Origin of the sequence: Pseudomonas sp. LABIM340 (genome assembly GCF_040017195.2) — a bacterium.
Lineage (GTDB): Bacteria > Pseudomonadota > Gammaproteobacteria > Pseudomonadales > Pseudomonadaceae > Pseudomonas.
Genome location: NZ_CM200227.1, coordinates 169,928 through 182,983 on the forward strand (window position 1 = coordinate 169,928; position 13,056 = coordinate 182,983).

Here is a 13,056-nt window from a genome sequence, read left to right on the forward strand (position 1 = left end):
GGAGTCCTCGTCGTCATGCGTGCGGCCGCGCCGCTTCGCGAAGGCTGTCCGTAAGCATCGGGAGCCGCGTACGAAGGGCTCTCAGGCACAAGCATAGGCTCGTGGGCAGGCATGACCAGTGGGGCAGGAAAACCGCTTCGCTCGAAAAGCTTCGAAGCGCCATACGTCGCGACTGGCGTTGTCCTCGCGGCGCTTTCGGGCGAAGGTGGGTAGATCGGTGCGTCGGAGGAAGGCTGAAAGTCCTCGGGCCAGACACCTCGCGTCACGAATCCGGGCGTAGGAGGTTGCGATTCGTCTGATAGGAAACTTCTTCCTTATATAGTTCTCTCCATAGAGAGACTCAATTTTCGTGATGCCCTAAATCAATGGGCATTCATTGTCATCAGGCGATAATCTTGCCCCTGTCGAATTTCAACCGATCGACCACTCGATTAAACGACAACTCTCTACGAGGAATTGCCTAATGAATCTGATCAACACCGCCGTTCAACCGTTCAAGGTCAACGCTTTCCACAATGGCAAGTTCATCGAAGTCACCGAGCAGTCCCTGAAGGGCAAGTGGTCGGTACTGATCTTCATGCCGGCAGCCTTCACCTTCAACTGCCCGACCGAGATCGAAGACGCCGCCAACAACTACGCTGCGTTCCGTGACGCTGGTACCGAGGTTTACATCGTGACCACCGACACCCACTTCTCCCACAAGGTGTGGCACGAAACCTCCCCGGCTGTTGGCAAGGCTCAGTTCCCGCTGATCGGCGACCCGACCCACCAGCTGACCAACGCCTTCGGCGTGCACATCCCGGAAGAAGGCCTGGCCCTGCGCGGCACCTTCGTGATCAACCCGGAAGGCATCATCAAGACCGTCGAAATCCACTCCAACGAGATCGCTCGTGACGTCGGCGAAACCCTGCGCAAGCTGAAAGCTGCCCAGTACACCGCCGCTCACCCGGGTGAAGTCTGCCCGGCCAAGTGGAAAGAAGGCGAGAAGACCCTGGCTCCGTCCCTGGACCTGGTCGGCAAGATCTAAGAACGATCGGGAAGCGGTTGCGCGGCGGCTCCCGCCGCGCAACCACCGGGCGTCCGCCCACGAAAGCTTCCCGAGCCGTTTGGCAACACCCCGAGGATGCCTACCGGCATCCTCCCTACCCAAGCCAAAAGCGTGCGTAGGGTGGGCTGAAAAGCCTGCCGGGGAACCCCTTTGCTCAGATTCCGAGGATTTGAATCATGTTGGACGCCACGCTTAAAACCCAGTTGAAGGCCTACCTGGAAAAGGTCCAGCAGCCGTTCGAGATCGTCGCGTCCCTCGATGACAGCGACAAATCCCGCGAAATGAGCGAGCTGCTGCACGAAATCGTCGGCCTGACCGACAAGATCACCCTGCGTGAAGATGGTCGCGACGAACGCGTGCCGTCCTTCTCGCTGAACCGCCCGGGGGCGAACATCGGCCTGGCTTTCGCCGGCATCCCCATGGGCCACGAATTCACCTCCCTGGTGCTGGCGCTGCTGCAGGTCGGCGGCCACCCGTCCAAGCTCGAAGCCGAAGTGATCGAGCAGATCAAGGGCATCCAGGGTTCGTTCGTATTCGAAACCTACTTCTCGCTGTCCTGCCAGAACTGCCCGGACGTGGTCCAGGCGCTGAACCTGATGGCCGTGCTCAACCCGAACATCCGCCACGTCGCCATCGACGGCGCGCTGTTCCAGGAAGAAGTCGAGCGCCGCCAGGTGATGGCTGTCCCGAGCATCTACCTCAACGGTGAAGTGTTCGGCCAGGGCCGCATGGGCGTGGAAGAAATCCTCGCCAAGATCGACACCGGCGCCGCTGCCCGCGAAGCCGAGAAGCTGTCGGCCAAGGAAGCGTTCGACGTCCTGGTCGTCGGCGGTGGCCCGGCTGGCGCTGCGGCGGCCATCTACGCCGCTCGTAAAGGCATCCGTACCGGCGTCGCGGCTGAGCGCTTCGGCGGCCAGGTGCTGGACACCATGGCGATCGAGAACTTCATCTCGGTGACCGAGACCGAAGGCCCGAAACTGGCTCGCCAGCTGGAAGAGCACGTCAAGCACTACGACGTCGACATCATGAACCTGCAGCGCGCCAGCGCCCTGATCCCGGCGAAGACCGTCGGCGGCCTGCACGAAGTGCAGTTCGAGGGCGGCGGCAGCCTGAAGGCCAAGTCGCTGATCCTGGCCACCGGCGCCCGCTGGCGCGAAATGGGCGTGCCGGGCGAGAAGGAATACAAGGCCAAGGGTGTTTGCTTCTGCCCGCACTGCGACGGCCCGCTGTTCAAGGGCAAGCGCGTGGCGGTGATCGGCGGCGGTAACTCGGGCGTCGAGGCGGCCATCGACCTGGCCGGCATCGTGTCCCACGTGACCCTGCTGGAGTTCGACAGCAAGCTGCGCGCCGACGCCGTGCTGCAACGCAAGCTGTTCAGCCTGCCGAACGTGGACGTGATCACCAGCGCGCTGACCAGCGAAGTGAAGGGCGATGGCCAGAAGGTCACCGGCCTGGTCTACAAGGACCGCAACTCGGAAGAGTTCAAGTCCGTCGACCTGGAAGGCATCTTCGTGCAGATCGGCCTGCTGCCCAACAGCGAATGGCTCAAGGGCACCATCGAGCTGACCCCGCGTGGTGAGATCATCGTCGACGCTCGCGGTGAAACCTCGCTGCCGGGCATCTTCGCCGCCGGTGACGTGACCACCGTACCGTACAAGCAGATCGTGATCGCGGTCGGCGAAGGCGCCAAGGCGTCGCTCTCCGCCTTCGACCACCTGATCCGCTCCTCCGCGCCAGCCTGATGACCTCGCGCTAGAGAAAGAAACGCCCGGTTCACACGAGTGAACCGGGCGTTTTCTTTTTGCCGGTCGCAATCACGGCGGTAGTTTTCCCTGTAGGAGCGGGCCATGCCCGCGATCGCGCACATGGCGCGCTCCTACAGGTTGAGTCCGGTATTGCGGGTCAGAGAATCGGCGACACCAGCCGCGCCACGCGCATGCCCAGCTGCTGCAGGCGATGCACGCGCTTGCGGTCGTCCAGGGTCATCTCCACCGACTGCGCAAAGTCCTCTTCCAGCATGCTCTCCACGTCGCGGGCAAAGCCTTCGTCGACGGTGATCACCATGATCTCGAAGTTCAGGCGGAAGGAGCGGTTGTCCAGGTTGGCGCTGCCGACAGCGGCGCTGTCGTGGTCGATCAGCACCACTTTCTGGTGCAGGAACCCCGGCTGGTAGCGGAACACCCGCACGCCGGCGCGCACGGCGTCCAGCGCGTAGAGGCTGGAGGCGGCGTAGACCGTCTTGTGGTCCGGCCGGGCGGGCAGCAGGATGCGCACGTCCACGCCGCGTAGCACCGCCAGGCGCAGCGCGGCGGCGACGGCTTCGTCCGGGACGAAATACGGCGTGGTGATCCACACCCGCTCCACCGCCGCGTTGATCGATTCGACGAAGAACAGCGAGCAGGTTTCCTGGGTGTCGGCCGGGCCGCTGGGCACCACCTGGCAGAGCATCCCGGCGTCGTCGTAGCCGTCGGGCAGGATCAGTGTCGGCAGAGTATGGGTGGCCCAGAACCAGTCCTCGGCGAAGCACTCCTGCAGACAGGCCACCGCCGGGCCGTGCAGTTCGATGTGGGTGTCGCGCCAGGGCGCCAGCGGCGGCTTCTCGCCCAGGTATTCGACGCCAACGTTGTGCCCGCCGACGAAGCCGCGCACGCCGTCGACCACCACGATCTTGCGGTGGTTGCGGAAGTTCACCTGGAAGCGGTTGATCATCCCGCTGCCGGTGCTGAACGCGTGCACCTGCACGCCGCCCTGGCGCAGGCGCTCGATGTAGCGACGCGACAGCGCATGGCTGCCGATGCCGTCATACAGCAGGAACACGTCCACACCGTTGGCCGCGCGCTCCAGCAGCAGTTGCGCGAGGCGCTGGCCGAGGGCGTCGTCGCGGATGATGAAGAACTGCACCAGGATGACTTTCTGCGCGCTGGAAATGGCCTCGAACATCGCGTCGAAAGAGGCCTTGCCGTTCACCAGCAGGCGCACCTTGTTGTTCGCCAGCGTCGGCATGCGCGCCAGCCCGACCATCGCCTTGAGCGACTTGTAGGCGTGGTACTGGCGGGCGGCGAGGGCTTCTTCCACCCAGGGCCGCCAGTCCAGTTCGGCGGCGGCGACGTGCATTTCCTCGTTGGCCTGCCGGCGTGCGCCGATGTAGGCGTCGAAGCGGCTGCGGCCGAAGACGAGGTAGGGCAACAGGGTCAGTAGCGGCATGAACACCAGCGACGTCGCCCAGGCGATGGCGCCCTGCGCGGTGCGCACGCTGAGCACGGCGTGGACCGCGGCGATGATCCCCAGCAGCTGGATGACGACCAGGAAGTGGGCGATGTAGGTGGTGTACTGCATGGGCGCGCGATCGGTTCCTTGTGGTCGGCGGTATGGCTGAGCCTAGTTGACTCCCGGCGGCTGCGGCCAGCGGCTGACGGGGCCGCGCCAGTGTTCGTAGGTCTTGCCCAGGCGCAGCACAGCTATATCGGCGAAGCGCGGGCCGACGATCTGCAGGCCGATGGGCATGCCGGCGCTGGTGAAGCCGCAGTTGATTGAGAGTGCCGGTTGCTCGGACATGTTCCACGGCACGGTGAAGCCGATGTGCTCGAAGGGCAGCGCCGGGTCGTTGGTGGGTGACGCCCACTCGGCCGGGAAGGCTGAGACCTGGTTGGTCGGCGAGAGCAGGAAGTCTACTTCGTGGAATTGCTCGGCGGCCCGTCGACGCATGTCGAAAGTGCGGTTGTAGCCGCGCACCGCGTCGGCCCCGCTGACCGAGGCGCCGCCCTCGGCCCACTGGTAGATGTAGGGCAGCACCTTGGCCTGGCGTTCGCGCGGCAGGTTTTCCAGCTCGGCCCACAGGCGCGCGCGCCAGAACTTGTCGAGGCCATCGAGCAGCTCGCGGTCGAGGATCGGCTGCACTTCGACGATCTCCGCGCCAGCGTTGGCGAAGCGCTGCGCGACCGCCTCGACGGCAGCGCGGACTTCCGCGTCCGGCTGCAGGCCGCAGCCGGGGTCGAGTTGCAGGCCGATGCGCAGGCCCTGCACGTCCAGCGGCTCGATGTGCCAGTCCAGGTCCGCCGGCGGAAGCGACGTGGCGTCGCGCCAGTCCGGGCGGGTGAGGTGCTTCATCATCAGCGCCGCATCGTCCAGCGTGCGGGTCATCGGCCCGGCGCAGCGCCCGGTGTAGTACGGGTCGATGGGAATGCGCCCGAAGCTCGGCTTGAAGCCGACCAGGCCGCACCAGCCCGCCGGCAGGCGCACCGAACCGCCGATATCGGTGCCGATGTGCAGCGGCCCGTAGCCGGCGGCGGCGGCCGAGGCGGCGCCGGCGCTGGAGCCGCCGGGGTTCATGCGCAGGTCCCAGGGGTTGCGCGCCAGTTCGTGGAAGCTGGAGAGCCCGGAGGAGAGCATGCCGAAGTCCGGCACCGTGGTCTTGCCCAGCAGGATCGCACCGGCTTCGAACATCCGCGCGGCGGGCGGTGCGTCACCGGTGGAGGGTTGCAGCAGGGTGGCGGCGCTGCCCTGGGGAATCGGGTCGCCACGGGTGGCGATCAGCTCCTTGATGGTCACCGGCACGCCATCCAGTTCGCCGCAGGGCGCGCAGCGGATCCAGCGCGCTTCGGAGCGCCGCGCCTGTTCCATCGCCCGCTGCGGATCGAAGGCGAAGAGCGCGCAGAGCTGCGGCTCCCAGCGGTCGATATGAGCGATCAGATGCTCCAGGTACTCGACGGGGGATAGCTGGTGCGAGCGGTACAGGGCCAGCAGTTCGACGGCGGACAGGTCGTGCAACGGTGGCATGGCGGTCTCCGGCGTGGGGCTATGCCTCACCCTAGCCGAATCCGCGCCGTGATGGGATAGGCGCGGTCGTCACACCGCGCTCGAAGACTTCGAGAGTCAGGCGCGCTGGCGCGATTGCTGGTCGATCAGGTACTGCAGGCGATACAGATGACGGTAGCCCGATTCCCAGGCGCCGTGGCCGGATTTCACGTTGATGTGCCCGGCGGAGGGCAGGATCACCGTCTCGCTACCCCAGGCGCGGCCGAGGATCAGTGCGCGTTGCGGGCTACAGGCAGCGTCGTTGTCCGAACCCACCAGCACGGCAGGGAAGGGCAGGCTCTGCGCGGCGATGGGGGCGAAGTTGCGCAGGGCCTCGTGGCAGGTTTCCCGCTCCACGTCGGCCGGGGCGACCAGCAGTGCGCCGGCGACCTGGGCGAGGGCGCGGCGGTCGGCGCGAGCCGCCCAGGAGGCAACGGTGATGCAGCCCAGGCTGTGGGCGATCAGCACCACGCGGCCGGGTTCGCGGCGGATTTCGCGGTCCAGTTCGGCGACCCAGTCGTTGTGCTGCGGGGTGATCCAGTCCTGTTGCTGCACCCGCGCGGCATTCGGCAGGGCGCGCTGCCAGTGGCTCTGCCAGTGGGCGTCGTCGGAACCGTGCCAGCCCGGCACGATCAGGTAGCGGATGCGTTCATTGCGCATGGGGCGGCCCTCTCGAATCGTCATGAGAAGGCATTCTAGGGAGGGTTTTAATATTCGTTAAGGAATAAGAAATTCTTTGCTTATGCAGTATTTCTATCTAACGAATGGCGATAAGGCCTCAGTCCTGCGCCCGGTGCAGCGGGCAGCAGCGTGCCAGGATGCCTTCCAGGTTGAGGTCGGGCATGGCGTATTCGCGCAGCGCCCTGGCGGTCTGCTCGACATAGTCGCGGGTGGTGCCGAAGTGGCCCTGGGCGCTGTCGAGCACGTGCTGGACGATGTTGTCGGGCAAAGAGCCGGCGTAGCTGGGCAGGTGGCGTTCGAGGACGAAGCCCAGGGCGCGCACGCGGCTGCCGTCGTCGAGGCGGCAGTTCAGCCATTCCGGGCGGTAGGAAGCGTAGGGCATCTCCCGTTCCCAGAGCGCGTAGAGGTTGGCGTCGAGGTTGTCGTCGGGCAGGCGGAAGGCGAAGCCGGCGCAGGAGCCGCCCCGGTCCAGGCCGAGCACCAGGCCCGGTGCTTCCGGGGTGCCACGGTGGGTGAGGGACCACAGGTAGAGTCCGCGATGGTAGCCGTGCACCCGCGCGCGGCGCGCCTCGGCCACCGGGAATTCCGGGCGCCAGATCAGCGAGCCGTAGGCGAACAGCCACACGGGACCGGCGCCGTGTTCGCTCATGGTGATGTCGAGCGAGGCGCGCAGCTGCGCGGGTGTGAAGCGTTCCGGCACCCCCAGTGTCGGCGGATAGAACGGGCCTTCCGAGGCGGGAGACGATGTCATGCGGTACCCCTCAGGTCTCCTAACTGTCATCAACTTAGTGGAAGTCCGGCAGTCGCGGAAGGGCCTGAAAGGCATAGGTTTATTGCCGGGGCGGGGATGACGACGAACGGCGGGTGGTTTGGCAGGCGCAGCAGCCGCTGGCGCTCTGGTAGGGCGGATAGCGCGCCAGCGTTATCCGCCCTACGGTTTCGCCGGTTCAGGTCGGGCCTGCTTTTCATGGCAGCAAGCTTGCCCGCGAACCTGCCATCCGCTGGACGCGGAGAATAAAAAAAGGCCGCTCACCCCTGCCTGAGTATTGGGAGAGCGGCCTTGAAGCTCGGTACGTTGTGGAGGTCCCTTTCTACACCCGCTCTGTTTCAGGTGTCTTACAGGTACCTCAGCGCGCAGTGATCACCGCCAGTTTGGTAATGCCCGCCTTCTCGATGGAGGCCATGGCCTTGGCCACCTGGCCGTAGTTCACGGTCTCGTCGGCCTGCAGCTGCACACGGACTTCGGCGTCCTTGGCCTTGGCCGCCGCCAGGTTGCTCTGCAGCAGCTCCGGCTGGATTTCATCCTTGTTGATGAACCACTTGCCGGCGCCGTCGATGCTCACCACCAGTGGGTCCTTCTGCTCCGGCGGGGCGACCGCCTCGGTTTTGGGCAGGTTGATCGGAATGGCGTTGGTCAGCAGCGGCGCGGTGACGATGAACACCACCAGCAGCACCAGCATCACGTCCACCAGCGGGGTCACGTTGATCTCGGAGAGAACCTCGTCGCTGTCCTGGGTCGAGAAGGCCATGTCAGCTCGCCTCCTTCACGCTGGCGCCGGCAGCCGGTTTGCGTGCGGCGGTGGGCAGAGTGACGACGCGGAAGGCGCTCTTCTGCGCGAGGCTGTAGAAATCGTGGGCGAAGTCGTCGAGGTCGGCGGCGGTGAGCTTCAGGCGACGGAGGAAGTAGTTGTAGACCAGCACCGCCGGCACGGCGACGGCGATCCCCACGCCGGTAGCGATCAGCGCGCTGCCGATGGGGCCGGCGACGGTTTCCAGGCTCGCCGAGCCGGCCGCGCTGATGCCCTTGAGCGCTTCCATGATGCCCCACACGGTGCCGAACAGGCCGATGAAGGGCGAGGTGGAACCGATCGAGGCGAGCACTGCCAGGCCCGATTCCAGGGAGCGGCGCTCGCGCTGGATCTGCTGGCGGAGGGCGCGTTCGAGGCGGTCCTGGTGGTTGATCGACTGGGCGAGGTCAGGCTGGCCGTTGTCCTGGACCTGGATGGCGGCGAAGCCGGCCTGGGCCACTCGGGCGCCGGCGCCGGGCTTGCCGGCGGCCTGGTCACCGGCCGATTCGAGGCTGGTGGCGCTCCAGAACTGCTTCTGGAAGCGTTTGTCCTGGGACTTCTGGCGGGTGAACTGGACGCCTTTCACCAGGGCCAGCGCCCAGGTGACGACGGAGAAGCCGACCAGCAGCCAGATGACTGCGCCTTCGACGGATTCCAGGGGGTTCAGGGGCAGACTCATGGGTTTTCTCCTTCCGCGATTCTCGTGCGGCTGATCTGGGCAAGTTGAATCAATGCAATTTGAAGTCGATGGGTACGCTGACCCAGCCGTCCTGGGCCACGTCGCCGCGCTTGGCGGGGACGAAGCTCCAGCGTTTCACCGCGCGCACCGCGGCATCGTCCAGGGCGTCGCGGCCGCTGCTCTTCTGCACCTGGATCTCGCTCGGGCTGCCGCTGGCGAGCACATGCACGCGCAGCAGCACGGTGCCTTCCCAGCCTCGGCGCTGGGCCAGGGGCGGGTACTCCGGCGCCGGGTTCTTCAGGTAACCGGCGTTGGCCGAGGGCGGCGTCAGCGGGGCTGGCGCCGGTGCTGCCGGGGCGGGCGGAGCCGGTTGTGGCGGCGGGGTTTCGGCCTTTGGCGGCGCGGGTTGCTCCACCGGCTTGGGCACGGGCTTGGGAACTGGCTTCGGCTTGGGCTTGGGAATCGGCTTGGGCGGCGGTGGTTTCACCGCGTTCTCGTCCACCACCGGGGGCGGCGGCTCCTGTACCACCGGCTCGGGAATCGGCTCGGGCGGCGGCGGCTCGACCACCGGCGGCGTCGGTGCTGTGAATTCGATGGTCATCGGCGGCACCTGCGGCGGCACCTCCGGCAGCTGCGGGGTGGGCTGCTGGCTCAGCCAGTAGACCACCGCGCCATGCAGTGTCAGGGCGAACAGACCGAGCAGAACGGCTTCGCGGCGGCTCAGCGCGCGGGCTTTCGCCGGCACGTGGCGGCCCAGCTCCAGCGCGTGGCGCAGCGGGCGGCCGAGATCGACCAGGTCGCCGCCGGGCACGTGGCGCAGGAACGCATCCGGCGCGAGGGCATGCTGGGGTTGAGCCATGAACGATCTCCTTGCAGGTCTGCGCGGCTCTAAGTCGCGCTTGGAACGGACCTGCATGATTGGCGGAGCGTCTTAGCTCTTGAAGTGATTGTTTCTCTTATTTAAATAACTTTCGGTGCTATAGGTTTTCGGCGGATCGCTGCAGGCCGCACCATTCGTGGGTTTCAGCGGATCGGCAAAAATCCGATGCCTTTGCGGCATGGAAAATATGCAGGAAAGGTTGGTGTTTTTTTGAGCAAAGGCCCTGGCGCGCGGCTTTGCGGGGTGCTGAAACGAAAAAGCCCGGTCATTCGACCGGGCTTTTTTGAGCGTCAGCTACGCGGCGATCAGAACGCCGGCACCACGGCGCCCTTGTACTTCTCGAGGATGAACTGCTTCACCTCGGGGCTGTGCAGGGCGGCGGCCAGCTTCTGCATGGCGGCGCTGTCCTTGTTGTCCGGGCGGGCAACCAGGATGTTCACGTAGGGCGAGTCGGCGCCTTCGATGGCCAGCGCGTCCTTGGTGGGGTTCAGCTTGGCTTCCAGGGCGTAGTTGGTGTTGATCAGGGCGAGGTCGACCTGGGTCAGCACGCGCGGCAGGGTGGCCGCTTCCAGCTCACGCACCTTGATGTTCTTCGGGTTCTCGACGATGTCCTTCGGGGTGGCGGTGATGGACTTGTTGTCCTTGAGCTTGATCACGCCGGCCTTGTCCAGCAGCAGCAGCGCGCGGCCGCCGTTGGTGGCGTCGTTGGGGATCACCACGGTGGCGCCCGAGGGCAGCTCTTCGAGCTTCTTGAACTTGGTGGAATAGGCGCCCAGCGGCTCGATGTGCACACCGGTGACGGCGATCAGGCTGGTGCCCTTGGTCTTGTTGAACTCATCCAGGTACGGCTGGTGCTGGAAGAAGTTGGCGTCCAGGCGCTTCTCGGCGACCTGGGTGTTGGGCTGCACGTAGTCGGTGAATTCCTTCACCTTCAGCTCAACCCCTTCCTTGGCCAGGATGGGTTTGACGAAGTTGAGGATCTCGGCGTGCGGCACCGGGGTGGCGGCGACGGTCAGGCTGTCGGCGGCCTGGGCCAGCGGGGCGGCGATGACTGCGGCGGCAGCGAACGCGGCGAACAGTTTCTTCATGGTTGGCTCCTTGGTCGGCCCGCATCCGGCGGGCCTTGTGGTTATTTGCGCGAGTAGTGGACCACCAGCTTGTCGCCGACGGTCTGCAGGATCTGGACGAGGACCACCAGCATCACCACGGTGAGCAGCATCACGTCGTCCTGGAAGCGTTGGTAGCCGTAGCGGATCGCCAGGTCGCCGAGGCCGCCGGCGCCGACCACGCCGGCCATCGCGGTGTAGGACACCAGAGTGATGGCGGTGACGGTGATGGCGGCGATGATGCCCGGACGGGCTTCGGGCAGCAGGGCGTTCCAGATGATCTGGCGGGTGCTGGCGCCCATGGCCTGGGTGGCTTCGATGATGCCCTTGTCCACCTCGCGCAGCGCGGTTTCCACCAGGCGCGCGAAGAACGGCGTGGCCCCCACCACCAGCGGCGGGATGGCACCGGCGACGCCCAGCGAGGTGCCAACCAGGATCACCGTGAGCGGGATCAGCACGATCAGCAGGATGATGAACGGCAGCGAGCGCAGCACGTTGACGATGAACGCCAGCACGCCGTAGATGCCGCGGTTGGCGAACATCTGCTTGGGCCCGGTAAGAAACAACAGCACGCCCAGCGGCAGGCCGAGGATGACGGTGAACAGCAGCGAGCCGCCGAGCATCCAGAAGGTGTCGAGGCTGGCCTGGAGGATCTCGGACCAATCAATGTTTACGAAAAAGTCGCTCATGCGCGCAGCACCTCCACATGGACTTCGGCAGCGTTGAGCTGCGCCAGGGCGGCCTCGATGTCACCGCCCACCAGGGACAGGGTGAGCTGGCCGTAGGGCTGGTCCTTGATGCGGTCGATGCGCCCGGCAAGGATGCTGTAGTCGACGCCGGTCTGGCGCGCGACGGTGCCCAGCAGCGGCGCGTAGGTCGCCTCGCCGCGGAAGGTCAGGCGCAGGATGCGCCCCGGCACGTGGGCGAAGTCATCGTGCTGCTCGTCCTCGTCGACGCGCTCGGCCTCGAAGACGAAGCGGCGGGTGGTTTCGTGCTGCGGGTGGAGGAACACGTCGGCGACCTCGCCCTGTTCGACGATGCGCCCGGCATCCATCACCGCCACCTGGTCGCAGACGCGACGGATCACGTCCATCTCGTGGGTGATCAGGACGATGGTCAGCTTCAGCTCGCGGTTGATCTCCGCCAGCAGCTGCAGGACCTGGCCGGTGGTCTGCGGGTCGAGGGCGCTGGTGGCTTCGTCGCAGAGCAGGATGGTCGGCCGGCAGGCCAGAGCGCGGGCGATGCCGACACGCTGCTTCTGGCCGCCGGAGAGCTGCGCCGGGTACTTGCGCGCGTGCTCCTTGAGGCCGACGCGGTCGAGCAGCTCGTCCACCCGTGCGGTGATTTCGGCGGCGCTGAAGGTGCCGGCGAGTTTCATCGGCATGGCGATGTTGTCGGCGACGGTCTTGGAGGCCAGCAGGTTGAAGTGCTGGAAGATCATCCCGACGCGCTGGCGGAAGCGGCGCAGGCCGTCGGCGTCCAGGGCGGTGATGTCCTCGCCGTCGATAACGATGCGCCCGCCGCTGGGTTCTTCCAGGCGGTTGATCAGGCGCAGCAGGGTGCTTTTACCGGCGCCGGAATGGCCGATCAGGCCAAAGACCTGGCCGCCCTCGATGGACAGGCGGGTCGGCTGCAGGGCCGGGATATCGCGTCCGGCGACGCGATAGGTCTTGTGGACGTCGTGGAATTCGATCACTTAGCGAACCTTGTGGGTACGGGAAGGCGCCGCTCGCTGCCGGGGCCGTCGGATCAACAGGCGTAGGCAACGAGCGTAGGCGGTCAGCCAAAACCGCGCATTTTAACCTGCTTTTTTATGGCTGATTAATCTTTGTTCAGCTAAGCACGGAACAAAAGGAAATAACGGGCGCCGCGGACGGGCGCCCGTGGGGTTCAGGGTGTGCAGTTCGGCTGGGCGGCCGGGGCGACCGGAGCGGCGGGCTTCTGCAGGCCGCTGACGTCGGCGGCGACGCCAGGGGCGCGGGGCATCAGCGAGCGGGCGCGGGTCAGGGCGGTGGTGGCGCCATTGACGTCGCCCTTGGCCAGCGCTTCGCGGCTGCGCTCAAGGTACGCGTCGGCCAGGCGCTTGCGGCGCTCGGCGAGCTGGGTGGCGTCTTCCTGTTCGGAACCCAGCGCGAGCTGCGCGGATTCCAGACGGCCGGCGGCCAGTTCGGTCTCGAAGCCACTGCTGCTGGGCGGATTGCTCGCGGTGCTCTGGCAGGCCGCGAGGGCCAGCGCCATGGCCATCAGCGCGAACAGGCGGATGACGAACGACTTCATGCGTCAGGGTCTCTTTTGATCAA

The 13,056-nt window shown here is 66.1% G+C and carries 13 protein-coding genes; 2 read left to right on the top strand and 11 right to left on the bottom strand.

Features of this window, described 5'->3' with window-relative positions:
• Positions 1 to 463 precede the first annotated feature (463 nt).
• Positions 464 to 1,027 carry an alkyl hydroperoxide reductase subunit C gene (gene ahpC, locus ABKS89_RS00825; protein ID WP_138213319.1) on the top strand — a complete coding sequence of 188 codons (564 nt, stop codon included), beginning with the start codon at positions 464 to 466 and terminating at the stop codon, positions 1,025 to 1,027.
• Between the two features lie 197 nt (positions 1,028 to 1,224).
• Positions 1,225 to 2,790 (top strand): alkyl hydroperoxide reductase subunit F, encoded by a 1,566-nt coding sequence (ahpF, locus tag ABKS89_RS00830; RefSeq protein WP_138213318.1) that lies wholly within the window; start codon positions 1,225 to 1,227, stop codon positions 2,788 to 2,790.
• 160 nt (positions 2,791 to 2,950) lie between these two features.
• On the opposite strand, the gene cls is transcribed toward ahpF, so the two are convergent.
• From cls to ABKS89_RS00885, 11 genes are all read right to left on the bottom strand, one after another.
• Entirely contained in the window at positions 2,951 to 4,384 is a 1,434-nt protein-coding gene (gene cls, locus ABKS89_RS00835; protein WP_348588685.1) for a cardiolipin synthase, read from the bottom strand.
• A gap of 42 nt (positions 4,385 to 4,426) precedes the next feature.
• Positions 4,427 to 5,824 carry an amidase gene (locus ABKS89_RS00840; protein WP_348588684.1) on the bottom strand — a complete coding sequence of 466 codons (1,398 nt, stop codon included), beginning with the start codon at positions 5,822 to 5,824 and terminating at the stop codon, positions 4,427 to 4,429.
• A gap of 96 nt (positions 5,825 to 5,920) precedes the next feature.
• Positions 5,921 to 6,502: an alpha/beta hydrolase gene (locus ABKS89_RS00845; RefSeq protein ID WP_138213315.1), complete on the bottom strand. Its 582-nt coding sequence runs from the start codon at positions 6,500 to 6,502 to the stop codon at positions 5,921 to 5,923.
• A gap of 118 nt (positions 6,503 to 6,620) precedes the next feature.
• Positions 6,621 to 7,274, bottom strand: a complete 654-nt coding sequence (locus ABKS89_RS00850; protein ID WP_348588683.1) for a gamma-glutamylcyclotransferase — start codon at positions 7,272 to 7,274, stop codon at positions 6,621 to 6,623.
• Positions 7,275 to 7,650: 376 nt separating this feature from the next.
• On the bottom strand, positions 7,651 to 8,052 hold the full coding sequence (locus tag ABKS89_RS00855; RefSeq protein WP_081518837.1) for an ExbD/TolR family protein: 402 nt from the start codon (positions 8,050 to 8,052) through the stop codon (positions 7,651 to 7,653).
• A gap of 1 nt (position 8,053) precedes the next feature.
• A complete protein-coding gene (locus ABKS89_RS00860) occupies positions 8,054 to 8,770 on the bottom strand; it encodes a MotA/TolQ/ExbB proton channel family protein (RefSeq protein WP_081518836.1) in 717 nt (238 codons plus the stop codon).
• 49 nt (positions 8,771 to 8,819) lie between these two features.
• Positions 8,820 to 9,629 (bottom strand): energy transducer TonB, encoded by an 810-nt coding sequence (locus ABKS89_RS00865; protein WP_138213313.1) that lies wholly within the window; start codon positions 9,627 to 9,629, stop codon positions 8,820 to 8,822.
• A gap of 326 nt (positions 9,630 to 9,955) precedes the next feature.
• Complete coding sequence (locus ABKS89_RS00870) at positions 9,956 to 10,738, bottom strand: MetQ/NlpA family ABC transporter substrate-binding protein (RefSeq protein ID WP_024766992.1); 783 nt, start codon at positions 10,736 to 10,738, stop codon at positions 9,956 to 9,958.
• Between the two features lie 41 nt (positions 10,739 to 10,779).
• Positions 10,780 to 11,445 (bottom strand): methionine ABC transporter permease, encoded by a 666-nt coding sequence (locus ABKS89_RS00875; RefSeq protein ID WP_024766991.1) that lies wholly within the window; start codon positions 11,443 to 11,445, stop codon positions 10,780 to 10,782.
• Complete coding sequence (locus tag ABKS89_RS00880) at positions 11,442 to 12,452, bottom strand: methionine ABC transporter ATP-binding protein (RefSeq protein ID WP_138213312.1); 1,011 nt, start codon at positions 12,450 to 12,452, stop codon at positions 11,442 to 11,444. The genes ABKS89_RS00875 and ABKS89_RS00880 overlap by 4 nt, the downstream gene beginning before the upstream one ends.
• 194 nt (positions 12,453 to 12,646) lie before the next feature.
• On the bottom strand, positions 12,647 to 13,033 hold the full coding sequence (locus tag ABKS89_RS00885) for a hypothetical protein (RefSeq protein WP_138213311.1): 387 nt from the start codon (positions 13,031 to 13,033) through the stop codon (positions 12,647 to 12,649).
• Between the last annotated feature and the right edge of the window lie 23 nt (positions 13,034 to 13,056).

Excerpts from the sequence above, each read along its gene's own strand:
- ABKS89_RS00860 (WP_081518836.1), bottom strand. The coding sequence starts at position 8,770 with ATGAGTCTGCCCCTGAACCCCCTGGAATCCGTCGAAGGCGCAGTCATC.
- ABKS89_RS00865 (WP_138213313.1), bottom strand. The coding sequence starts at position 9,629 with ATGGCTCAACCCCAGCATGCCCTCGCGCCGGATGCGTTCCTGCGCCAC.
- ABKS89_RS00840 (WP_348588684.1), bottom strand. The coding sequence starts at position 5,824 with ATGCCACCGTTGCACGACCTGTCCGCCGTCGAACTGCTGGCCCTGTAC.
- ABKS89_RS00845 (WP_138213315.1), bottom strand. The coding sequence starts at position 6,502 with ATGCGCAATGAACGCATCCGCTACCTGATCGTGCCGGGCTGGCACGGT.
- ABKS89_RS00870 (WP_024766992.1), bottom strand. The coding sequence starts at position 10,738 with ATGAAGAAACTGTTCGCCGCGTTCGCTGCCGCCGCAGTCATCGCCGCC.
- cls (WP_348588685.1), bottom strand. The coding sequence starts at position 4,384 with ATGCAGTACACCACCTACATCGCCCACTTCCTGGTCGTCATCCAGCTG.
- ABKS89_RS00885 (WP_138213311.1), bottom strand. The coding sequence starts at position 13,033 with ATGAAGTCGTTCGTCATCCGCCTGTTCGCGCTGATGGCCATGGCGCTG.
- ABKS89_RS00850 (WP_348588683.1), bottom strand. The coding sequence starts at position 7,274 with ATGACATCGTCTCCCGCCTCGGAAGGCCCGTTCTATCCGCCGACACTG.
- ABKS89_RS00875 (WP_024766991.1), bottom strand. The coding sequence starts at position 11,445 with ATGAGCGACTTTTTCGTAAACATTGATTGGTCCGAGATCCTCCAGGCC.
- ABKS89_RS00855 (WP_081518837.1), bottom strand. The coding sequence starts at position 8,052 with ATGGCCTTCTCGACCCAGGACAGCGACGAGGTTCTCTCCGAGATCAAC.
- ahpF (WP_138213318.1), top strand. The coding sequence starts at position 1,225 with ATGTTGGACGCCACGCTTAAAACCCAGTTGAAGGCCTACCTGGAAAAG.
- ahpC (WP_138213319.1), top strand. The coding sequence starts at position 464 with ATGAATCTGATCAACACCGCCGTTCAACCGTTCAAGGTCAACGCTTTC.